Annotated in this window: 14 protein-coding genes and 1 tRNA gene; 7 read left to right on the top strand and 8 right to left on the bottom strand. The window is 71.7% G+C overall.

All coding sequences use genetic code 11. From position 1 onward, the window contains the following. Positions 1–14 precede the first annotated feature (14 nt). Together ACSYGN_RS32780 and ACSYGN_RS32775 are read right to left on the bottom strand one after the other, a co-directional pair. Positions 15–803 carry a ferritin-like domain-containing protein gene (locus tag ACSYGN_RS32780; protein WP_460402079.1) on the bottom strand — a complete coding sequence of 263 codons (789 nt, stop codon included), beginning with the start codon at positions 801–803 and terminating at the stop codon, positions 15–17. 301 nt (positions 804–1,104) lie between these two features. Further along, on the bottom strand, positions 1,105–2,160 hold the full coding sequence (locus ACSYGN_RS32775) for an LLM class F420-dependent oxidoreductase (RefSeq protein WP_460402077.1): 1,056 nt from the start codon (positions 2,158–2,160) through the stop codon (positions 1,105–1,107). 221 nt (positions 2,161–2,381) lie between these two features. On the opposite strand from ACSYGN_RS32775, the gene ACSYGN_RS32770 reads away from it, so the two are divergent. Further along, the gene (locus ACSYGN_RS32770; protein ID WP_460402075.1) at positions 2,382–3,365 is read left to right on the top strand and encodes an aldo/keto reductase; all 984 of its coding nucleotides are present in this window, start codon (positions 2,382–2,384) and stop codon (positions 3,363–3,365) included. Continuing rightward, positions 3,362–5,992, top strand: a complete 2,631-nt coding sequence (locus tag ACSYGN_RS32765; RefSeq protein WP_460402073.1) for a helix-hairpin-helix domain-containing protein — start codon at positions 3,362–3,364, stop codon at positions 5,990–5,992. The genes ACSYGN_RS32770 and ACSYGN_RS32765 overlap by 4 nt, the downstream gene beginning before the upstream one ends. A gap of 458 nt (positions 5,993–6,450) precedes the next feature. Here ACSYGN_RS32765 and ACSYGN_RS32760 read toward each other — a convergent pair whose 3' ends face one another. Beyond that, on the bottom strand, positions 6,451–7,152 hold the full coding sequence (locus ACSYGN_RS32760; protein WP_460402071.1) for a hypothetical protein: 702 nt from the start codon (positions 7,150–7,152) through the stop codon (positions 6,451–6,453). Positions 7,153–7,199: 47 nt separating this feature from the next. On the opposite strand from ACSYGN_RS32760, the gene ACSYGN_RS32755 reads away from it, so the two are divergent. Continuing rightward, on the top strand, positions 7,200–7,388 hold the full coding sequence (locus ACSYGN_RS32755) for a DUF5703 family protein (protein ID WP_007380901.1): 189 nt from the start codon (positions 7,200–7,202) through the stop codon (positions 7,386–7,388). 72 nt (positions 7,389–7,460) lie between these two features. On the opposite strand, the gene ACSYGN_RS32750 is transcribed toward ACSYGN_RS32755, so the two are convergent. The 3 genes from ACSYGN_RS32750 to ACSYGN_RS32740 form a co-directional block, all read right to left on the bottom strand. Continuing rightward, positions 7,461–8,351: a chaplin gene (locus tag ACSYGN_RS32750; RefSeq protein WP_460402069.1), complete on the bottom strand. Its 891-nt coding sequence runs from the start codon at positions 8,349–8,351 to the stop codon at positions 7,461–7,463. A 190-nt stretch (positions 8,352–8,541) separates the two neighbouring features. Next, entirely contained in the window at positions 8,542–8,775 is a 234-nt protein-coding gene (gene chpH / locus ACSYGN_RS32745) for a chaplin ChpH (RefSeq protein WP_460402067.1), read from the bottom strand. A gap of 173 nt (positions 8,776–8,948) precedes the next feature. Beyond that, on the bottom strand, positions 8,949–10,274 hold the full coding sequence (locus ACSYGN_RS32740; RefSeq protein WP_460402065.1) for a M20/M25/M40 family metallo-hydrolase: 1,326 nt from the start codon (positions 10,272–10,274) through the stop codon (positions 8,949–8,951). A gap of 200 nt (positions 10,275–10,474) precedes the next feature. Here ACSYGN_RS32740 and ACSYGN_RS32735 point away from each other — a divergent pair. After that, positions 10,475–10,559, top strand: a tRNA-Leu gene (locus ACSYGN_RS32735). Between the two features lie 294 nt (positions 10,560–10,853). Here ACSYGN_RS32735 and ACSYGN_RS32730 read toward each other — a convergent pair. Continuing rightward, the gene (locus ACSYGN_RS32730) at positions 10,854–11,450 is read right to left on the bottom strand and encodes a hypothetical protein (protein WP_460402063.1); all 597 of its coding nucleotides are present in this window, start codon (positions 11,448–11,450) and stop codon (positions 10,854–10,856) included. Positions 11,451–11,661: 211 nt separating this feature from the next. Continuing rightward, positions 11,662–15,867 (bottom strand): discoidin domain-containing protein, encoded by a 4,206-nt coding sequence (locus ACSYGN_RS32725; RefSeq protein ID WP_460402061.1) that lies wholly within the window; start codon positions 15,865–15,867, stop codon positions 11,662–11,664. A gap of 543 nt (positions 15,868–16,410) precedes the next feature. On the opposite strand from ACSYGN_RS32725, the gene ACSYGN_RS32720 reads away from it, so the two are divergent. From ACSYGN_RS32720 to ACSYGN_RS32710, 3 genes are all read left to right on the top strand, one after another. Further along, entirely contained in the window at positions 16,411–20,280 is a 3,870-nt protein-coding gene (locus tag ACSYGN_RS32720; RefSeq protein WP_460402059.1) for a Pls/PosA family non-ribosomal peptide synthetase, read from the top strand. Between the two features lie 77 nt (positions 20,281–20,357). After that, positions 20,358–21,776 (top strand): M1 family metallopeptidase, encoded by a 1,419-nt coding sequence (locus ACSYGN_RS32715; protein WP_460402057.1) that lies wholly within the window; start codon positions 20,358–20,360, stop codon positions 21,774–21,776. Between the two features lie 273 nt (positions 21,777–22,049). Next, a complete protein-coding gene (locus ACSYGN_RS32710; RefSeq protein WP_460402055.1) occupies positions 22,050–22,463 on the top strand; it encodes a YchJ family protein in 414 nt (137 codons plus the stop codon). Positions 22,464–22,495 lie beyond the last annotated feature (32 nt).

Here is a 22,495-nt window from a genome sequence, read left to right as displayed (position 1 = left end):
CGGTGGCGGGCGGGTCAGGCGAACTCGGGGGCCGGGGTGGCGGGGCCGCCGAGGGCGTCGCGCCGTTCCGGCATGGTGAGGGACACCATGCGGTGCCATCCGGCGAGCCGCTCCCAGGCGTACACGCCGTGGATGCCGGCGGCGAGCGCCAGCGACTTGCCTTTCGGCCAGCCGAGGATGCGGCCCATGTGGGCCATGACGGCGAGGCTGACGTCGCGGTAGATCCGGATCTCGGCGAGGGCGCACTTCCGCAGGGCGCGCTGGATGGCGCGGCCGTGTCCGGCGCGGGCGAGGCGCAGGAGTTCCTCGTGGCAGTAGGCGAGGTGGTTGTCCTCGTCGTTGGAGATCATTTTGACCGCGCGGCCGATGTCGGGGTGGTCGGCGAAGTGTCTGCGCAGCAGCCGCATCTGTTCGGAGGCGCGCTGTTCGGTGACGCGGCTGTGGGCGAGGTAGACGACGATGTCGTCGACGGTGAGCGGCTGGTCGGCCCTGAGCTTGTCGTGGGCGAGGCCGATGCCGTGCCGTTCCAGGAGCATCGTGTAGTCGGTGTCGGACGGGACGGGCACGGGTTCGAGGCCGCGCTTGTGGAGCAGGGCGTTGAAGATGCGCCCATGCTTGTCCTCGTCGGCGCCGTGCCGCGTGATCTTGGGCGCCAGGTCGCGTTCGTCCGGCGGGACGAGGGCGGCGATCCGGGCGTTCTCCCAGCCGCCCTGCGACTCGCCGCTGGCCGCGATGGAGCAGAAGAGCCGGTAGGACTCGTCGCTGCCGAGGATCTCCTGGAACAGACTCTTGGCCGAAAGCATGAAACACCTCTTCGCCGGTTCCACAGGTTCCGCAGGTTCTGCGGGTGCCGCCGTGCCGCCGCACTCCGTGAAGAACGAGTCAAATGCGGACAGAGGGGTGTCGCAACAGGTGCGCTCGGCGACTCCGCCGAAAGACGTACCGCGGGGGGTCGGGCGCGGGCCGTAACCGGGCGCGCCCGGGCGCGTTGTTCCCCGTGACGGCCGTGGCGGGGTAGACCCCCGAGCCCCCACCACGGCCGCGGAAACCCTCCGGCGGGCGCTGTCGCCCGAGCTACCGTCTTCTGCGGTCTTCTGCGGTGGGCTAGGCGAGTCCGGCGCGCTCCAGGGCCTCGGTGCCGGCACGGACGGCGGCGATCCGTTCGTCGCGGGTGAAGCCCGCCGGGGCGAGGGTGAGGGTGGTGACGCCCGCCGCCGCGTACGCCTTCATGCGGTCGGCGATGCGTTCGACGGAGCCGAGCAGGGTGGTCTGGTCGATGAGCTGCTGCGGTACGGCGGCCGCCGCGCCGTTCTTGTCGCCGGACAGGTACTTGTCCTGGATCTCGGTGGCCTCCTTCTCGTAGCCCATGCGCCGGGCGAGCTGGTTGTAGAAGTTCTGCTTGCGGCTGCCCATGCCGCCGACGTACAGGGCGGTGTAGGGGCGGAAGGTGTCGGCGAGCGCGGCGACGTCCTTGTCGTCGCCGAGGGCGAGCGGCACGGTGGGGCACACGTCGAAGCCGTCGAGGCCCAGGCCGGCCTTCTCGCGTCCGGCGCGCAGCGGGGTGATCGCGGTGTCCTCCAGGTGTTCGGCGGAGGGGAAGATCAGCAGGGCGCCGTCGGCGATCTCGCCGGTCTGCTCCAGGTTCTTCGGCCCGATGGCGGCGATGTAGAGGGGGATGTGCTCGCGCTGCGGGTGCACGGTCAGTTTGAGGGGTTTGCCGGGGCCGCCGGGCAGCGGCAGTGTCCAGTGCGCGCCCTCGTACGTCAGCCTTTCGCGTGTCATCGCCTTGCGCACGATCTCGACGTACTCGCGGGTGCGGGCGAGCGGTTTGTCGAACTTGACGCCGTACCAGCCCTCGGAGACCTGCGGCCCGGAGACGCCGAGGCCGAGGCGGAAGCGGCCGCCGGAGAGCGAGTCGAGGGTGGCGGCGGTCATCGCGGTCATCGCGGGCTGTCGGGCGGGGATCTGGAGGATGGCGGAGCCGACGTCGATACGGCTGGTGCGGGCCGCCACGAAGGACAGCACCGTGGGCGCGTCGGAGCCGTAGGCCTCCGCGGCCCAGCAGACGGCGTACCCGAGGCGGTCCGCCTCCTCGGCCACGGCGAGGTTGTCCTCGTCCATACCGGCGCCCCAGTAGCCGAGGTTGATCCCGAGCTGCATGACCGACTCCCCTTACTCGTCAGTAATGTCCCTGTGCGGCAGACCCTAGCGCGGCGCACCGACGGTGGGCAGAGGGTCCCCGTACGGTCGGGCCGTGCCGCCTCGCCCGCCGTCGGCCTCTGCCGTCCGGCCGCCCGGGCCGCTTCCGGCCGTTCCCCTGCGGAAATCGGTTGTCCACAGGCAACCCGTTCCGGCAGTTCTGGCCAGTAATCTCGGCGTTCATGGAGCAGAGGCATCTCGGCCGTACCGGCCTGCGTGTGTCCCGTATCGGGCTCGGCACCCTCACCTGGGGCCGGGGCACCGACGAGCACGACGCCGCGGACATGCTGAAGGCGTTCTGGGAGGCGGGCGGGACGCTCGTAGACACCGCGGACGTGTACGGCGACGGGGAGTCCGAGTATCTGCTGGGCCGGCTGCTCGACGGGCTGGTGCCGCGCCGTGACCTGGTCGTGTCGACCAAGGCGGGCAGCGTCCCGGACCCCGACCGCCGTTTCAACGGCTCGCGCGCGCATCTGCTCTCCGCGCTGGACGCCTCGCTCGCCCGGCTGGGCACGGACTACGTCGATGTGTGGCACGTGCACGCCTACGACCCCGACACACCGCTGGAGGAGACCCTCCAGGCCGTCGACCTGGCCGTCGGCAGCGGCCGGGCGCGCTACGCGGGGGTTTCCAACTTCTGCGGTTGGCAACTGGCGAAGGCGGCGACCTGGCAGCTGGCGGCGCCCGGGGTGCGGACCCGGCTGGCCAGCACCCAGATGGAGTACTCGCTGCTCCAGCGGGGCGTGGAGCGCGAGGTGCTGCCCGCGGCGCTCGACCTGGGCATCGGCCTGCTGCCGTCGTCGCCGCTGGGCCGGGGTGTGCTGACGGCCAAGTACCGGAACGCCGTGCCGCCGGACTCCCGTGGCGCCTCGGAGCATCTCGCGCCGTTCGTCGAGCCGTACCTCGACGACACCGCGAGCCATATCGTCGACGCCCTCCAGACAGCCGCCGACGGGCTCGCCGTCACCCCGCTCCAGGTGGCTCTCGCCTGGGTCCGCGACCGGCCCGGCGTGGCCGCCCCGATCATCGGCCCGCGCAACGCGCAGCAGCTCACGGCGGCGTTGTCAGTGGAGGCGCTTAGTCTTCCTGACGAGATCTGCCGGGCTCTCGACGATGTGTCGGCGCCCGTGCACCGCTATCCCGATCACGACTGGAGCACGCTGTGACCACGGAACCGGACACCACCCGAAACCCCGGACCGGAGGGCCCCGGCGGGGAGGGGGCGGGGGCTGCGGGGCCTTCGGCGGGTCCGGCGGGCACGGATGCGGGGGCCCGCGGCGGCGCCACGGCGAAGGGTACGGGTGCCGGGGGCGCGGGGGCGCCGGGGGCGGACGCGGGGGGCGATGCGGGCGGCGCGGGCGTCCGGGCGGGGGCGGTCGACGGGGGCGGGGACGACATGGGGGTGGGGGCTGTGGGGGAAGCGGACCACGGGGAAGGCGGGCGGCGTACGCCTGCGAGTGGGTACGGCGCGGACACCGACGGCCGGCGTGCACGCGAGCACGGGACGTCCAGGACCAGCGAGGGCGGCGCGGACCAGGCGGAGACGGGCGGATCCGAGCGGGACGCGGACGCCGACGGCACGGATGCGGACGGGATCGGGCGGAGTCCGCGTCCTGACGACCGGGGCGATCCCGAGGATGGGCCCGACGGGCCGGGCGGGCCTTCCGGTGAAGCCGAGCGTCGCGGTGACGGGGAAGAGGGCTCCGGGGGCAGGCAGTTGTCCGAGGCGGACGCCGAGTTGGCGGCGCAGCGGGTCGAGCGGGAGCGGATCGCTCGGCGGAAGGCGGAGAGGAACGGGCCCATCGAGAGCGGGGCCAAGCTGAGCGGCAAGGCGGCCGATCTGCTCGCGGCCGTGCGGGCCGTGGAGGGCGGTGCGAAACCGGCGGCGACCGTCTTCGCCGAGCCTGCGGCGCCGCGCCGTCCCGCCCCCGAACCGGTCCGGCGTCCGCAGCCCGCGCCCGCCCCGGCCGCGGTGCCCGGCGCGGGGACCGTCGACGCCGTAGGGCAGGTGCTCACCGAGGGCGGTGCCCCCGAGTCGCTGGCGGCGCAGGCGGCCACCAGCCTGGGCGACGGCGCGGACACGGTGCTGCGTGACGACCCCTGGCAGCTGCTGCGGGTCGCCGGGGTACGGCCCGAGCAGGCCGACGGCTTCGCGCGGGCCCTGCTGGGCACGGAGTGCGGTCCGGACGACGAGCGGCGGGTCCGGGCGGTCACCGGCTGGCTGCTGGAGCAGGCCGCCCTCGCCGGGCATACGGCGCTGGAGGCACCGGCGCTCACCGCCGCGCTGGCCAAGCTGGGTGTCCCGGACCCGGACGAGGCCCTGAACGGCGTGATCGGCGACGGCGAGGTGCTGGTCTTCCAGGACGCCCTGGACGAGCCCTCAGCCGCCCCGCAGTCCCGGCAGGCCCGGCAGGCCGCGGACACGGCCGGAGAGGGCGAGGAGAGCGCGGAGGGCACGGAGGACGCTGCGGAGCGTCCGGTGCGAGTGCTGGTCGGGCTGGAGCGGTACGCGCTCGCCGAGGAGAGCCTCGCCGACGGACTGGCCCGGCTGATCAACTCGGTGCCCAAGGAGGACGGTCCGGCCGAAGGCTGGGAGCGGGCCGCCGCCGGGGCCCGAGGTTCCGCCGGTGAGCTGATCCGTGCGGTGGCGGGCCACGGCCTGGTGCTGCACACCGGTGGCCCGGCGTCCGTCGTCGATCCGGCGGCGCTGGTCGTCGCGGCACGGGGGCTCGGACTGCGCGCCTGGGCCGCCGCCCACACGCCGGGCGGCCGGACGGACTTCGCGGCGGCCCCGGTGTCCCGCCCCGGCGCTCCGGAGGGGGCCGCCCAGGCGACGGCGCCCGTCACCACGGTGGCGGGGCTGCTGGCCGGTGCGGAGGGGCCTGGCCGGGACGCGGACGGCGCGCTGGACCTGGACCTCCTCGTCGTGCTCGACGCACCGCAGCTGGACGTCGAGACGGCGGCCCTGCTCGTCGAGTCGCTGCCGGACGGCGTGCGTCTGGTGGCGGCCGGTGATCCCGGGGTGCTGTGGTCGGCCGGTCCCGGGCGGGTGTTCGCGGATCTGCTGGCGGCGAAGGTCTGCCCGCTGGTCGCGTCCCGGGTGCCGGACACCGGCCCGCTGGGCGAACTGGTCTCCGGTATCGGTGCCGGCGAGCTCCAGCAGGTGGCGGCGCCCGGCAAGGAGGTCGTCATCGTGCCGGTGCGGAACGCGGGCGAGGCGGTGCACCGGACGGTGCAACTGGTCGCGGACTCCGTGCCGAGGGCCTTCGGCATCCCGGCCGGGGAGACGGTGGTCGTCACCCCGGGCCACGGCGGCGCGGCGGGCACGCGGGCGCTGAACGCGGCCGTGAAGGAGCGGCTCAACCCCGGCCCGGGGCGGTTCGGCGGCTTCGACCCGGGTGACCTGGTCGCCTACTCCCCCGCGCCGGGACGTACGGTACGGGGGCGCGTGGCGTCGGCGGACGCGGAGGGCCTGCACCTCGAAGTGCCGGGCGGGTCCGTCGTGGTGGCACGGGAGCGGGTGGAGCAGTCCGTACGGCACGGGTGGGCGCTGACCGCGCACCAGGCGGTGGGCACCCGGTGGCCGGCGGCGGTCGTGGTGCTGCCCGGCGATGCGGCACAGGCGCTCAGCAGACCATGGGTCTACACGGCGTTCAGCCGGGCGAGCCGCCATCTGTCCGTGGTGCACGGCGTGGAACAGGCACTCCCCCGTGCCGTCGCGGACATCCCGCACAAGCCCCGCACCACCCGCCTGCCGGTCCTGCTGAAGCAGCAGATCCCGACGGCCGACTGAGCGCAGGCGCCCCGGCGGCACACCCAGGGCGGGGCGCCCCACCAGCGGCAAACACCCCGCCGCCGGCGTCCGCTGCAACGTGCAGCTCCTTCGCCCACCGGCCTCCGAGCCCGCCGCCTGCGACAGGCCCCGCCCGCAGGATCGCCTCGGTCCCGGCGTCCTGCGCAGGCCGCTGCCGCCCCGGCGCGACGCCCACCGCGTGCGCGCCACCCCTCCGAACGGCGACGGCGGCCGCAGAGGCATGTCCTCGACGGCCGGCCGTTGCCAGGCACCATGTCCGCCGTGCGGCCCCGCCGCCGGTGCCCGGCCGGGTTACCGGAGCCGGACCAGCCGCCGCTGGCAGGTCGGGCCAAGTCCGCTGCGATTCGGCAGCGCTCTGAAGGGGCGCGGGGAACTGCGTGACCAGCCACGACGGTGCCGCAGACGACAGACGGCACACCGCGGCCCTTCCAGCGCGCTCAGCGCTCCGCGTCCAGGGGCTCCAGGTCCTCGTCCTCGTCGAGGTCCAGGTCGTCCTCAATCTCGTCGTCCAGGTCGTCGTCGAGATCGTCCGCCTCCTCGTCGAAGACCGCGCTCACGTCGAAGCGGCAGACCACCCGCTGCGGATCGACCTGCTCGAACGGCGCCTCCAGCCACTCGCCCGGCTCAGCCGGTTCGTCCGCCGCTGTCACCCACAGCGTGGAGTCGCCCTCCTCCAGCCCGAACTCCTTGTGCCGGGAGGCGATCTCGTCCGGCTCGTACTCACCGAACAGGACGCCCAGCGCCCCGTGCACGGTCCCGGCCGTGTCCTCGCCCACGCCGCCCACGTTCTCGGCCGCCTCGATCCGCCCGGCCTGCGCCAGCAGTCGCTGCTGATCGGCCACCACGTAGTCGCGGCGGATCAGCACGCTCAACGCGTTCGGCTCCTCGGGACCCGCGTACGGCGGCAAAGTGTCCTCCGCGCCGGGGATCTCGAAGGGCGTGACCTCGTCATGGCGTTCGTAGAGCAGTTCGTCGTACGTCTCGGCGGCCGCGGCCAGCTCGTTGAACGCCTCGTAGACGGCCGGGTCGTCCTCACCCGACCTGCGTTCGACCGCGGCCAGATGGCGGTCGAGCGCGGTCTTGACCGCCTCAGCGGCGGCGCGTACCTCGGCAGCGGTGGGCTGCGCAGCATCAGACATAGTGCAGACGCTATCCGTACAGGGCCCCAGCCCGCACAATAGATGCGATGCCGGAATACGAATTTGTCGACGTGTACGTACCGCGCGGGGTGTCCCGCAAGGACGCGACGCGTCTACTGACGGACCATGCCGAGTACGGACACTGGGAGTTGGACCGACTGAGCCTCATGCGCGACGGCAGCCGCAGGGTGCGTTTGCGCCGACGGATCATTCGTCAGGTACGCGCCACGTGGTGATGCGAGGCGACTGAACGGAACGGGCCCCTCCCCATGGGGCCCGTTCCGTTTTCGGCACTGTTTCCGCTCCGGTCACCGCGCGGCGCGGGCCCTGCGGTACAGAACGGCGCCCGCCAGCAGTGCTCCGGCGCCGGTCGGGAGCACGATGCCGAGCGGCATGTCGCTGCCGGTGTGGGCGAGCTGGCCGAGGGCGGTGTCGGACATCCCGGTGACGTCGGACCGGCCGCGTTCGCCGTTGCCACCGCTTCCACCGGTTCCGGTTCCGGTTCCGGTTCCGTTGTCGTGGGAGGCGCCGACCTGCGTACTGGAGTGGCCACCGGGACCGCCAGGCTGAGCGGGCTGACCGGGACCGCCGGGCTGACCAGGCTGCCCGGGATGCCCCGGCGTGCCAGGACCACCCGGCTGCCCCGGCGTCGTACCCCCACCGCCGCCTCCACCGCCGCCTCCACCGCCGCCTCCGCCACCCGGAGTCGTACCGCCGCCGCCCCCTCCCCCGGCACCACCGCTACCGCTACCGCTTCCGCCCCCGCTGTCCCCGCAGCCGTTGCCCGCCGCCGGGTTGCCGATGCCGATGATGTCCACGGTGTTGCCGCAGACGTTCACCGGCACATCGATCGGAGCCTGCACATGGTTGCCGGACGCCACCCCGGGCGAGTCACCGGCCCGCCCCTCGGCGGTGGAGCCGCCTCCGGAGTCTCCGTACCCGCCGGACGAGCCGCTGTCCCCGTTGCCGCACCGGTTGCCGGCCGCCGGGTTGAAAATCCCGCCGACGCTGATCGTGTTGCCGCAGACGTTCACCGGCACATGCACCGGAGCCTGCACGGTGTTGCCGGAGAGCACGCCCGGTGAGCGGTGGGTGGAGCCGCTCGCGATGGAGTCGGCGTGCGCATAGCCGCTCGCGGCGGCGAGGACGCCTGTCGCGGCGGCCACGGTCATCAGGCCCTTGCGGGTGCCTTGTCGCATTACTGAATCCCTGCCTCTGAATCCTATTCCTGTCACGGAATACCGAATACCCGTCCGCAAAGGCGGCGCGTAAGAGAGGTGCGTAAGAAAGGGAACGGCCCCGGAGCGCATGGCGCGCGCTCCGGGGCCGGAATACCCGGAAGATACCGACTACGCCGAATACGCGGACGCCGCCCTCAGCGGGTGGACGTCACTTGTTGACGCAGGCGTTGCCGAAGGCGGGGTTCAGCAGGCCGATCGCGGAGATCGTGTTGCCGCACACGTTCACCGGGATGTGCACGGGCACCTGGACCACGTTGCCGGAGGCGACACCCGGGGAGTGCACGGCGGCACCCTGAGCGCCCGAGTCGGCAACGGCGAGGCCCGCGCCCGCCAGCACCAGTCCACCGGTGGCGATTGCGGCGGCGACGACCTTCTTGATCATTGTTCCTCCTAGTTGGCAATGCGATCACCTATCGCGGATCGCATGAGCTGTAACGAGGAGGGAGTAATGGAGCTACTAGCTTATGGTCGCATTCACTCTTCTCAGTGCATTCCGTACACCCGGACGAATTTCCTGACCGCCCCGACAACCGACCGGCGGACTGCCTTTTCCGCTCACGCCGCGTCGATGAACCGGTCGAGCACCCGGACCCCGAACTTCAGCCCGTCCACCGGGACCCGCTCGTCCACCCCGTGGAACATCCCGGCGAAGTCCAGCTCCGGCGGCAGCTTCAGCGGGGCGAAGCCGAAGCCGCGGATACCGAGGTCGTCGAAGGACTTGGCGTCGGTGCCGGCGGAGAGCATGTAGGGGACCGCCTTGGCGGCCGGGTCCTCGGCGAGCAGCGCCGACTGCATGGCCTCGACGAGGGCGCCGTCGAAGGAGGTCTCGACGGCCTTGTCGGCGTGCACGTCCTCGCGGATCACCTTGGGGCCGAGGACGGCGTCGAGGTCGGCGAGGAACTCCTCCTCGTGGCCGGGCAGGAAGCGGCCGTCGACATGGGCGGTGGCCTCGCCGGGGATGACGTTCACCTTGTAGCCGGCGTTCAACTGCGTGGGGTTGGCGGTGTTGCTGAGGCTCGCGCCGATGAGCTTGGCGATGCCGCCGAGCCGGGCGAGGGTCGCCTCCATGTCCTCGGGGTCGAGTTCGGTACCGAGGGCGTCGCCGAGTTCGTCGAGGAAGGCGCGGGTGGTCTTGGTGACCCGGACCGGGAAGCGGTGCCGGCCGAGGCGGGCGACGGCCTCGGACAGCTCGGTGATCGCGTTGTCCCGGTGGATCATGGAGCCGTGCCCGGCGGTGCCCGCCACCTTCAGCCTCATCCAGTGCATGCCCTTCTCGGCCGTCTGGATCAGATAGAGCCGGCGCTGCTCGCTGACCGTGAAGGAGAACCCGCCGACCTCGCTGATCGCCTCGGTGACGCCCTCGAAGAGACCGGGATGCCGGTCGACGAGGTGGCGGGCGCCCCAGGTACCGCCGGCCTCCTCGTCGGCGAGGAAGGCGAGGACGATGTCGCGGGACGGCCTGCGCCCGGTGCGCAGCCGGTCCCGCACCACGGCGAGGGTCATGGCGTCCATGTCCTTCATGTCGACGGCGCCCCGCCCCCACACGCAGCCGTCGGCGACCTCGCCGGAGAACGGGCCGTGGGTCCAGTCCGCGGCGTTGGCGGGCACGACGTCGGTGTGGCCGTGGATGAGCAGGGCGGGCCGGGAGGGGTCCGTGCCCTCGATACGGGCCACGGTGGAGGCGCGGCCCGGGTGCGATTCGAAGATCTCGGGCTCCAGGCCGACCTCGGCGAGCTTCTCGGCGACGTACTCCGCCGCCTTGCGCTCGCCCGGCCCCGAGTGGTCGCCGTAGTTGCTGGTGTCGATGCGGATCAGCTCGCGGCAGAGGTCCACGACCTCGTCCTCGCCGGTGACGCCCCTGGTCGTGTCCGTGTCGCTCACGCTGCTTCCTCCCGCGCTGTCGCTGCTGGTCGTCTCTCCTCATCCTCCCTCCGCCGCCCAGCGCGCCCCAAGAACGGCTCCGGCCCGTCACACGCCGTTCACGAGCGGACCAGGCCGGGGACGGGGCGTGATCGGTCGCCCCGGAAGCCTGGTAATGTTTCCTTCGTCGCCGCGGGGAGCACTCGCGCGACACACACCCTGTCCGGGTGGCGGAATGGCAGACGCGCTAGCTTGAGGTGCTAGTGCCCTTTATCGGGCGTGGGGGTTCAAGTCCCCCCTCGGACACACTGCTTGTCGATACGAAGACAAGAACTGCGAGGGCCTCGACCTTACGGTCGCGGCCCTCGTTCTGTGTTCGGAGGCCGGCGTCGGCGCGGAGCGCAGCCGCTCGATCGTCGCGGCGCCACTCGTAGCGCCGCACCGCGTCAAGGCAGCGGAAAACACGAAAAGCCCCTCCGAGGTGGAGGGGCTTTCCTGCGAACCGTCCGGCGGAACCGAGTCGTCGGGTCGAGTCCCGGCGCCATGTCCAGTAATGGTTCACCGCCCGTGCCCTACTGCCGGCGCACCGGACACAGTCGCTCAGATGGTGGGGGTGTCATCGATGACCTGCTTGTGCGGCTCCATGACGAACTTCCAGCCGTCGCTGGGCTCCATGAACTGCGCTCGGCTGGGGTAGATGTCCATGGCACGGCGGTCGCGGATACCGCTCGCGCCCTTCCGCCCCCGAGTCGGCTCCTCGAACAGGTCGACCTTGACGTCTGCCACCTGGACGACTCCCTCGGTCCAGCGCTGGACGATCCCGGCGCCGAACGCCTCCCGTGCAGCGGTGTAGAGCTTCTCCAGAGACTGCTCGTCCCCGCCGGGCACGAAAAGAGCGAGATTCAAAAGGACTCCAGCGCTCTGGAGAACCTCGATCTCTTCCCCGGCCTCGTCGGGTACATAGATCCCAGGCTCGTCCTCGTTGTCCGGGAGAACGTGGATTTCCTCACCGAAGACCGTCTTCGCAATGAAAGCCCCTCCCTCGAACTTCATACCCGGCTTCGTAAGGAAAGCCGGAGCGTAGCAATCGAGAGAAAGGCCCTCCGTCTGCGCCGAGACGAAGATCTCGTCCCCGAGGCTCAATTCCGAAACCTGCTCGGCCGTAAGACGTCGAGCCGCAATCTTCTTGCTGTTCATGCCATTCCTCTGCTTTGTGTTACGTCCCCCGAATTCCTTGGAACTCTATCATGAACAGGCGTGCTGCCGTTGGGAGTTGGGTGCAGCCGAAGAAATCTCGCTCCGTCTTGGAGGCGAATTTCTCACGTTGCCGCCGACCTGTACTCAGCACGACGGCACGGGGCCTCGCTCCTTGGAGAGAGACCCCGTGCCGTTCGGTGCTTCTCGTGGTCTACTCGACGTTGATCTTGAACGTGCTGGTCGTGTTGCGGATGTCCTGGGCGTTGCCGCTCATCCGCAGGTTGCGGAAGGTGGCTTCACCGACGGCGGGGCCCTGGCCGGGTTCCGGGAGTTCGTTGGCCCAGATACCGAACCCGGACTTGGCGTCGAAGGCGTCCCCGCTCTTCTTGGAGTTGGTGATGGAGATGTCGGTGAAGATCGTGTCCTTCACCGGGAACTGCGGCTGACCGCCGACGTAGTTGGTCTGGAACATCACGCCTCCGTAGGTGGAGTCGTCGATGTCGACGTCGTTGACGCGGATGCCCTGGAAGACCTTGGAGGCGGAGAACGCCCAGACGGCCGGGAAGACCTGCGAGCCCCAGAAGTGGCCGCCGGTCCTTTCCAGAGAGACGTTCTCGATCGTCGTGGGCTCGGTCCCGAAGCCGTTCATCGGGTAGCCGAAGTCCAGCGAGGAGATCGTGATGCCGGAGTAGACCAGGGTGTCGGCGACACGGATGTTGCGGAAGGTGTTGTTGTAGCCGCCGTAGACGGCGATTCCGGCGGCCCGCCAGGTGAGGGTGGAGGTCAGGTTCTCGTAGAGGTTGTTCTTCTCGTCGGCCCCGCCCGCGTCGATCGCCGAGAAGAGGGCGAAGCTGTCGTCGCCCGTGGCCCGGGCGTCGTTGTTGACGACGTGGTTGTCCGTGGAGCCGTTCGTCATGTTGATGCCGTCGGCGAACATGTCCCGGATGCGGGAGTTCTGGATGGTCATGTTGTCGGTGTTGGCGCCCCAGTAGAGGCACACCATGTGCTCGACCCAGATGTTGTCGAGGGTGATGTCGGAGACGTTGGAGAAGTCGAACACCTTGCCCGGGCCGTCGATGCGGGACGTGTAGTTGCCGAAGTAGGCGAACCCTGCGAACGTCGAGCCCTTGGCGGTGGCATCGGCCCGGAAGCCGATGTCGGTGTTCTCCTGCGAGGAAGGCGCGTGGAACCGGGTGAACCACGGTCCGGCTCCGACGACCTTGACCGCCTTGCCGTAGACCTGGAACTTGCTGGAGGTCTCGTAGTCCCCGGCGGGCAGATAGACACCGGCGAGCTTGCCCGTCGTGTCCATGCGGACCTTGTCGAGCGCGTTCTGCACGTCCTGGTGTGAGAAGCCGGCCGGAACGGCGTATGCGGCCGGGTCGGGGTTGGCAGCCGCGGTCGCCTGTTCGGTGTTGATGAAGTCGATGGCGTAGGTGGAGGTGTTGGCCGCGTCCTTCTGGAGCCGGATCGTGGAACCGGCCGGAACGGTCTTGCCGAGCAGCAGGTTCGCCTCGTCGTAGATGTGGCGGGGCGCACCCGAGCCGGGCGAGTTGCCGGGCGCGGTCTCGTTGCCGTACAGCCAGGCGTACTTCGAGGTCAGATCGATCGCCTTGAGGAACTGACCGTCCACGTAGACGTTCAGTGTCGTGTCGGTGCCGTCGGGGACGGAGAAGCGGGTCACCAGGGTGTTGGTGGCCGCACGGGTGGTCCACTCGACGTACTGGCCGGTCGCGCTGAGGGTGACCGCCTTGCGGCCGCTGGCCTCGCCGGCGAGGTCGCCGATGGTCCGGTTCGGGCCGACGACCTTGGCTCCGCCGCCGACCGTGCCGTCCTCGGCCTCGTACATGTCGTACGGCATGTCCGCGCCGCGGCCGACGAACAGGGGCTGGGTGGTGGTGTTGTTGGCGCGTTTGACCGGCAGTTCGTTGGCGTCGTCGGCGATGACGGTCTTGACGGTGTACTTGCCGTTGACGGCCGTCCACGAACCCAGGCTGACGGGTACGGTCGTCTGACCGGCCGCGATGGCGCCGCTGTAGGAGCCGGTCAGGGTCTTGACGGTGGCGCCGCCCGAGTCCTGGATCGTCAGCGTCACACCGTGGGCGCCCGAGGCCGAGGCCGTCGTTCCCTGGTTCTTGATCGCGACGGTGAACTTGACGTCATCGGCGGCCGACGGGCTGGACGGGGTCCACGCGACCGGTGCGGCGACCAGGTCGGAGCTGGAGACCGGCTTGACGACAAGGGCGTCGGAGCGGGTGAAGACGTTGTTCGCCTCGTTCTGCTCGATGACCTTGTTCGACGGGTCCACCTCGGCGCCGAGCGCGTAACTGCCCGCGTCCCGGGTGCCGATGCTCGCGGTGACCGTCTTCGACTCGCCGGCCGCGAGGGCCGGGACGTCCGCCGTGGCGGCCTTCGTACCGCCGAGCGTGAAGTTCAGGTCGGTGGCCTTCGACGCCTTGGTGCCGCTGTTGGTGACGGTTGCCGAGAGGCTGACGGCGTCCGTCTCCACCGGGGCGGCGGGTGTGTTCGTGACGCCGGTGACCTTGAGGTCCGGGTTGGCGGCCGGGGTGCCGATCACCTGGAACTCGGCGACCTGCGCGCCCGGAGCGCCGGAGTTGGCGGTGAACTTGAGCTGGATGTCCGCGGCCGCGCCGGAGACCGGGATCGTCACGGTGTTGCCACTGGACGGGTTGAAGGTGTAGTCCTTCGCCGCCGCGAGGCTCGTGAAGGCCGTCGCGTCCTGGTCGCGGCCGAGCACCTGGATGTTCTGGGTGCGCGTGGACCAGACCGCGTCCGGGTTGAGCTTGACGACGACCTGGCTGAGGTCGGCGTTGGCGCCCAGCCTGGTGGTGAGGGTGGCCGGGTAGGCGCCGCTCGCGCTCTCCCAATAGGTGCTGGTCTGGCCGTCGTTGGCGTTGGCGGCGACGTAGGTGAAGGTGTAGGAGGAGGCCTCGATGGGCTTGCCCTGGGCGAGGTCGGAGCCGGAGCCGGAACCGGGCCGGGTGACGCTGTTGCTCGCCGCCGACACGTTCCCGGCGGCGTCCTTGGCCTTCACGTAGTAGGTGACCGTCGCCGCGGCCGACGGGGTGTCGGTGTACGTCGTGACGTCGCCCGCCACGGACCTGAGGAGCTGGTTGCCCGCGTACACGTCGTAGCCGGTGACCTTGACGTTGTCGGTCGACGCCTGCCAGGTGAGCTTCACGTCGTTGCCGGACTGTGTGTAGGCGAGGTTGCCGGGCGCCGTGGGCGCCTGGGTGTCGCCGTTCGCTCCGGTGCGGGTCACGCTGTTGCTGTCGGCGGAGACGTTGCCCGCGGCGTCCTTGGCACGGACGTAGTAGGTGATGTCGCTGCCGGTCGGCTGGGTGTCGGTGTAGGTGAGGACGTTACCGGCGACGCTCGCCCGCAGCTGGCCGTTGGCGTACACGTCGTAGCCGGTCACCCCGGTGTCGTCGGTGGCCGCGTTCCAGGTCAGCCTGATCTGGCCGGTGGCCGGCTCGGTGTAGCCCAGGTTCGTCGGGGCGCTGGGTGCCTGGGTGTCACCGGTGGCCGGTCCGTAGACCTCGAGCTCGGACAACTGTCCTGCGGGCCAGCCGGTGTTGGCGGTGAACAGCACACGCACCCAGCGCGTCGTGGTGGCGTCGAAGCTGACGGTCGCCGACTGGTCGTTGCCGCCGTCGAAGGGGTACGCCTGCGAGGCCGTCAGGTCGGTGAAGTTCTGGTTGTCGGTCGAGCCCTGGATCTTGAGCGTCTGACTGCGGCTCGGCCATCCACCAGGCAGCCGCAGGATCACCTGGTTCACCCTGACCGACGATCCGAGGTCGACCTTGAGCCACTGGGGGAAGGCGTTGTTCGTGCTCTCCCAGTAGGTGGCCCGGTTGCCGTCACCGGCGTTGGCCGCCGGGTAGACGTCGGCGTGCCCGCTCTCGGTGAAGGTCTTGCCCAGGGCGAGGTTGGAGGTCGTGGCGGCGGCCGTGAAGACCTGCATCTCACCGAGCTGGGCGGTGGAGGCGACCGAGTTCTTGCTGAAGTCGGCGCGCACGTACCGGGCGAGGGTCGCGGGGAAGGAGATCTTGACCGTGTTGCCGTTGCCGGGGCTGAAGACGTACTGGGCCGACGACTTGAGCGTGGCGAAGCTCTTGCCGTCGGCACTGCCCTGGAGGGCCAGCGTCTGCTTGCGGGTCTGCCAGTCGGCGGGCAGCCGCAGTACGACCTGGCGGACGCGTTCGGTCCGGCCGAGGTCGGTCTGCACCCACTGGGCGGACTTCTTTCCGGCCTGCCAGTAGGTGTCGGCGTCGCCGTCGGTGACGTCGGCGGCCGGGTGGGCGCGGAGGGCGCTGCCGGACCTGGCCCGGGCGTCCGCGGCGGCGTTGGGACCGCCGGCCGCGTGTGCGCCTACGACGGGCAGGCCTAACACCATGACGGTGGAGGCGAGCGCAGCGGTTGCTGCGCGCCGTGTCCAGGATCTCGGTGGCATAGGCGATGTCCAGGATCTCGGCGTCCAGGATCTCGGCTTGTGTCGAGTCATACGGGATCACTCCCTGTGGGGGCCTCGCCGCGCCGGAGGGGCGGCGAGTACGGCTCTCTCTTTCCTGGTCAAAGCGGTGGCGCGGTACGACACCCGCACCCACGCAGGTTCTTGCGCTTTTCCATCGAAATATTGCAAAGCAAAGTGAGTACGTCTACTGCCCTGACAACACATTTTTCAGCGGGTGCAGCCCCCGCCCCCGATGTGGGCCATCTCTCGTCGGATCCCCCGAGCCCCAGGTCAGAACGTCGCCGTAAGGTCACCGTGGGTGTCCGAACGGGTGCCCCGGGTGGCCGACACATGGGGTCGGACATAGCGTCGTACTAAAATTTCCGGCTTGTCACAGCGCCGGAGGCGACAACCCCAGGCAGACCTGCGGGCCCGCCGGCGCCCCGGAGCGCACAGGGCGCACCGGGAACGAGACGCGAGGACCCGATGGCAGCGATCCACGAGAGCAGTGCTCTCGGCCTGCTCGACGAAGAGATCCGCACGCAGTTCGGCAACGCCGCGCGCTTCTCCGCGGGGCCTGCCGCCTCCCCCCGCACGCTCGTCGACGTGTTCGACGCGACCGTTCGGTCGTATCCCGACGAGCTCGCCCTCGACGACGGCACGACGCGGCTCACCTACCGCGCCCTGGCCGCCGAGGTGGAGCGGCTGAGGCTGCGGCTCGCCGGGGCCGGGGTGGGGCTCGGTGACCGGGTGGGTGTGCGCGTGCCGTCCGGCACCACGGATCTGTACGTCGCGATCCTGGCCGTCCTCGCCGCCGGTGCCGCCTATGTGCCGGTCGACGCGGAGGACCCGGACGAACGGGCGGAGCTGGTGTTCGGGGAGGCGGGGGTGCGGGCCGTCGTCGGGGCCGGGCACGGCATCGACGCGTACGCCGGCGGGTCCGGGGCACCGTCCGGCCGCCCCGGAGTCGGGCACGACGCGTGGATCATCTTCACCTCCGGCTCCACCGGAAAGCCCAAGGGTGTCGCCGTCAGCCATCGCGGCGCCGCCGCGTTCGTGGACGCCGAGGCCGCGCTGTTCCTCACCGACGATCCGATCGGGCCCGGGGACCGGGTGATGGCGGGGCTGTCGGTCGCCTTCGACGCCTCCTGCGAGGAGATGTGGCTGGCCTGGCGCTATGGCGCCTGCCTCGTGCCCGTGCCGCGCAGCCGGGTGCGCAGCGGGGCGGATCTGGGGCCGTGGCTGGTCGAGCAGGAGATCACCGTCGTCTCCACGGTGCCGACGCTGGCGGCGCTGTGGGAGCCGGAAACCCTCGACGAGGTGCGGCTGCTGATCTTCGGCGGTGAGGCGTGCCCGCCGGAGCTGGCGCGGCGGCTGGTGACCGAGGGGCGCGAGGTGTGGAACACGTACGGGCCGACGGAGGCGACCGTCGTGGCCTGTGCGGCGCTGCTGACCGGTGAGGAGCCCGTGCGGATCGGGCTGCCGCTCAGCGGCTGGGAGCTGGCCGTGGTGGACGAGGCCGGGGAGCCGGTGCCGATGGGCGGCAGCGGTCAGCTGGTGATCGGCGGTGTGGGGCTCGCCCGGTATCTGGACGCCGAGAAGGACGCGGAGAAGTACGCGCCGCTGGAATCACTGGGCTGGGAGCGGGCGTACCGCAGCGGTGATCTGGTGAAGGCGGAGCCGGAGGGGCTGGTGTTCCTCGGGCGGTCCGACGAGCAGATCAAGCTGGGCGGGCGGCGGATCGAGCTGGGTGAGGTCGACGCGGCGCTCCAGGCGCTGGAGGGAGTGGCGGGCGCGGCGGCCGCGGTGCGGACGGCGCGCGGCGGCAACCAGCTGCTCGTCGGATACGTGGTCACGCAGGACGGCTGGGACCAGGCGGCGGCCGTGGAACGACTGCGGGCCGCGCTGCCCGCGGCGCTGGTGCCGCTGCTGGCGACGGTCGCGGATCTGCCGACCCGCACCTCGGGCAAGGTGGACCGGGCCGCGCTGCCGTGGCCACTGGAGTGGCTGGAGACGGGCGGTCCGGCCGAGCGGCTGTACGGCACGGAGGCGTGGCTGGCCGAGCAGTGGACCGAGGTGCTGGGCATCCCGGTGGGTTCGGCGTCGGACGACTTCTTCGCGATCGGCGGCGGAAGTCTGGCCGCCGCGCAGCTCACTTCGCGGCTGCGGACCCGGTATCCGGGCGCGGCGGTGCTGGACATCTACCAGCAGCCGGTGCTGCGCAAGCTGGCGCGGCGGCTGGAGGAGTCGGCGCACGATGACGGCGGGACCCGGACGGTGGCGCCGGTGCCGCGGCGTGCGCAGGCGGTGCAGTCGCTGCTTCTGCTGCCGCTGTTCACGCTGCTGGGGCTGCGCTGGACGGTGTTGCTGGCCGCCGCCGGTAATCTGCTGCCGGGCTACGGCTGGCTGCCGACCGCTCCGTGGTGGCTGCTGGCGCTGGGCGCGGTGGTGTTCTTCAGTCCGCCGGGGCGGCTGGCGCTCGGTGCGGGCGGCGCGCGGCTGCTGCTGCGCGGAGTGCGGCCGGGGCGGTATCCGCGCGGCGGCGGGGTGCATCTGCGGCTGTGGACGGCGGAGCGGCTGGCAGAGGTGAGCGGAGCTACGGCGCTGACCGGCGGCTGGCTGGAGCGGTATGCGCGGGCGCTGGGCGCGAAGGTGGGTCCGGGGGTGGATCTGCACTCGCTGCCGCCGGTGACCGGCATGCTCAAGCTGGGCCGGGGTGCGGCGGTGGAGTCGGAGGTGGATCTGTCGGGCTGGTGGCTGGACGGCGACCGGCTGGAGATCGGCCCGGTGAAGGTGGGCGCGCATGCCGTGGTCGGTACGCGCAGCATGCTGTTCCCGGGGGCCCGGGTGGGCAAGCGGGCCGAGGTGGCGCCGGGTTCGGCGGTGACGGGGCAGATCCCGACGGGGCAGCGCTGGGCGGGGGCGCCCGCGGTGAAGCTGGGCCGGGCGAAGCGGAACTGGCCCAAGGAGCGGCCGCAGCGGGGCAGGTACTGGCGGGTGATGTACGGGGTCACCAGCGGCGGTCTCGGTGCGCTGACCGTGCTGGCGGGTGTCGCCGCGCTGCTGGTGACCGGGCTGTTCGTGCGGCCGGGGTCCGGGCTCGGGGAGGCGCTGCGGGGTGCGGCGTACGCGCTGGTGCCCGCGACGCTGGCGTTCGGCGCGGTGTACGCGCTGCTGATCGTGGCCGGGGTGCGGCTGCTGAGTGTGGGGCTGCGGGAGGGTACGCATCCCACGCACAGCCGGGTCGGCTGGCAGGCGTGGACGGTCACGCAGCTGATGGACCGGGCCCGGGACACGCTGTTCCCGCTGTACGCCGGGCTGGTCACACCGGTGTGGCTGCGGCTGCTGGGGATGCGGGTCGGGCGGCGTGCGGAGGTGTCGACGGTGCTGGCGCTGCCGAGCCTGACGACGGTCGGCGACGGCGCGTTCCTGGCCGACGACACGCTGACGGCGCCGTACGAGCTGGGCGGCGGCTGGGTGCGGATCGGGCGCGCGGAGATCGGGCGGCGGGCATTTCTGGGCAACTCGGGGATGACGGCGCCGGGCCGGACCGTGCCGGACGGCGGTCTGGTGGGGGTGCTGTCGGCGACGCCGAAGAAGGCGAAGAAGGGCACGTCGTATCTGGGGCTGCCGCCGGTGAAGCTGCCGCGCAGCGCGGCCGGCGGTGATCAGAGCCGTACCTACGATCCGCCGGTGAAGCTGCTGTGGGCGCGGGGTCTGGTGGAGGCGTGCCGGATCGTGCCGGTGCTGTGTTCGGCGGCGCTGGCCGGGCTGACGGTGGCGGCGCTGTGCGCGCTGGGGGTGTGGGCGCCGCTGCTGTCGGGGCTGGTGCTGCTGGCGGCCGGGACGGCGGCGTGCGCGGTGTCGGTGGCGGCGAAGTGGCTGCTGGTGGGGCGGCACCGCAAGGGTGAGCATCCGCTGTGGAGCGGTTTCGTGTGGCGTGACGAGCTGGCGGACACGTTCGTCGAGGTGCTGGCGGTGCCGTGGCTGGCGGGTTCGGTGCCGGGGACTCCGGTGATGCCGGTGTGGCTGCGGGCGCTGGGCGCGCGGGTCGGCCGGGGTGTGTGGGTGGAGAGCTACTGGCTGCCGGAGACGGATCTGGTGACCCTGGGGGACGGCGTGACCGTGAACCGGGGTTGCGTCCTGCAGACTCACCTCTTCCACGACCGGATCTTGCGGACGGATACTGTGGTACTCCGCGAGGGCGCCACGCTGGGCCCTGGCGGGATCGTCCTTCCCGGCAGCACGGTCGGGGCCCGTACGACGCTGGGCCCCGCTTCGCTCGTCATGGCGGCCGAGTCCGTTCCCGACGACAGCCGCTGGCTGGGCAATCCGATCGAGGCATGGCGACGCTGAGGGTCGCGGAACACTCGGTACCGGAGGGCGGTGGAGCAGCAGGCAGGGAGAGCGCCGGGCAGGGAGCAGACGCAGCAGTGACCGTTCAGCAGTCGGCGGGGCCGGACCCGTACTTTCCGGCCAACGGCGATGCCCGCTACCGGGTGCACCGCTACGAGCTCGCGCTCGACTACCGTCCGGGGCCCAACCGGCTGTCGGGGACGGCCCGTATCAACGCCATCGCGGGGCGCTCGGCGCTGACCGAGTTCCAGCTCAACCTGGCCGACTTCCGGATCGGCCGGGTCCGGGTGGACGGCCGTCAGCCGCACTACACGCACCGTGGCGGCAGGCTGCGCATCAGGCCGCCCAAGCCGGTGCGGGCGGGGGCGGCGTTCACGGTGGAGGTGCACTGGTCGGGCAATCCGGTGCCGGTGAGCAGTCCGTGGGGCGGGCTCGGCTGGGAGGAACTGGAGGACGGGGCGCTGGTGGCGAGCCAGCCGGTGGGGGCGCCGTCCTGGTACCCGTGCAACGACCGGCCCGCGGACAAGGCGTCGTACCTGATCTCGGTGACGACGCCGTCGGCGTACGCGGTGGTGGCGGGCGGGCGCCTGCTGACCCGTACCACCCGGGCGTCCACGACGACCTGGGTGTACGAGCAGTCGGCGGCCACGTCGAGCTATCTGGTGGGCCTCGCGATCGGCAAGTACCAGACCGTCCTGCTCGGTGACCCGGGCCCCGGCGGTGTGCCGCAGCACGCCCATATCCCGGCGCATCTGCTGCCCCGTTTCTCGACGGACTTCGCGCGCCAGCCCGCGATGATGGAGCTGTTCCAGGAGCTCTTCGGCCCGTACCCGTTCGACGAGTACGCGGTCGTCGTCACCGACGAGGAACTCGATGTCCCGGTCGAGGCGCAGGGGTTGTCGCTGTTCGGCGCCAACCATGTGGACGGGGCGCGGGGCTGGGAGCGGCTGGTGGCGCACGAGCTGGCGCACCAGTGGTTCGGCAACAGCGTGTCGATCGCGGACTGGCGGCACATCTGGCTGAACGAGGGCTTCGCGAAGTACGCGGAGTGGCTGTGGTCGGAGCGCTCCGGCGGCCGCACCGCCCACCAGCACGCCTGCGCCGCCCACCGCACCCTCTCCGCCCTCCCCCAGGACCTCGCTCTGGCCGACCCGGGCCGCAGGTCCATGTTCGACGACCGTCTCTACGTCCGCGGCGGCCTCACCCTGCACGCGATCCGCTGCGCCCTCGGCGACGACGCCTTCTTCCGGATGCTCCAGGGCTGGACCCGCTGGCACCGGGGCGGCACGGTGACCACGGCGGCCTTCGCCGACCATGTCTCCCGCTACGCCGCGGAGCCCCTGGACGACCTGTTCGCGGCGTGGGTCCACGCCACCCGTCTGCCCCCGCTGCCGATGCCCGTGGGGCCGGCGGACGTGGCGGCGGCGGACGTGGCGGCGGGGGGCGTGAGGGCTGGGGACGTGGGGCCTGGGGACGTGGCGGCGGAGTCGGCCTGAACGACCCCGGCCGCGACGGAGGCTCGCCGACCCAAGGAGGCTCGCGGGCTGCGGAGGCTCGCCGACCCACGGAGGCTCGCGGGCTGCGGAGGCTCACCGCCCAAGGAGGCTCGCGGGCCGCGGAGGCTCACCGGCCCAAGGAGGCTCGCGGGCCGCGGAGGCTCACCGGCCCAAGGAGGCTCGCGGGCCGCGGAGGCTCACCGGCCCAAGGAGGCTCGCGGGCCGCGGAGGCTCACCGGCCGCGGCGTCCCTGCCGCCGCGGGTCACGGCACAATGGCCGCCATGAGCAAACGCGCCGCCGCCCACTGCCCCTGCGGGCTCGACCAGCCCTACGAGTCCTGCTGCGGGCGGTTCCATTCCGGGCAGGCGTCCGCGCCGACCGCCGAGGCACTGATGCGGTCCCGGTACTGCGCGTTCGTCAAGGGGGACGTGGCGTATCTGCTGCGGACCTGGCATCCGCGGACCCGGCCGGAGCGACTGGAGCTGGATCCCGGGATGCGCTGGACGGGGCTGGAGATCCTCGGTTCGAGCGGCGGGTCGGCCTTCCACTCCGCCGGGACCGTGACGTTCCGGGCGTCCTACCGGGGCGGGGCGCTCCAGGAGCGGAGCCGGTTCGAGCGGGTCGGCGGGGGCTGGGTGTACGTGGACGGGGAGTTCCCGGAGTCCCCGGAGTCCCCGGAGTCCTGACCCGGGGTGACCTTGGCCCGGGGTGACCTTTG

The organism is Streptomyces sp. YIM S03343 (assembly GCF_054729195.1).
The sequence above is the reverse complement of the archived record's forward strand: the minus strand, read 5'-3'. Positions and strand labels throughout refer to the sequence as shown.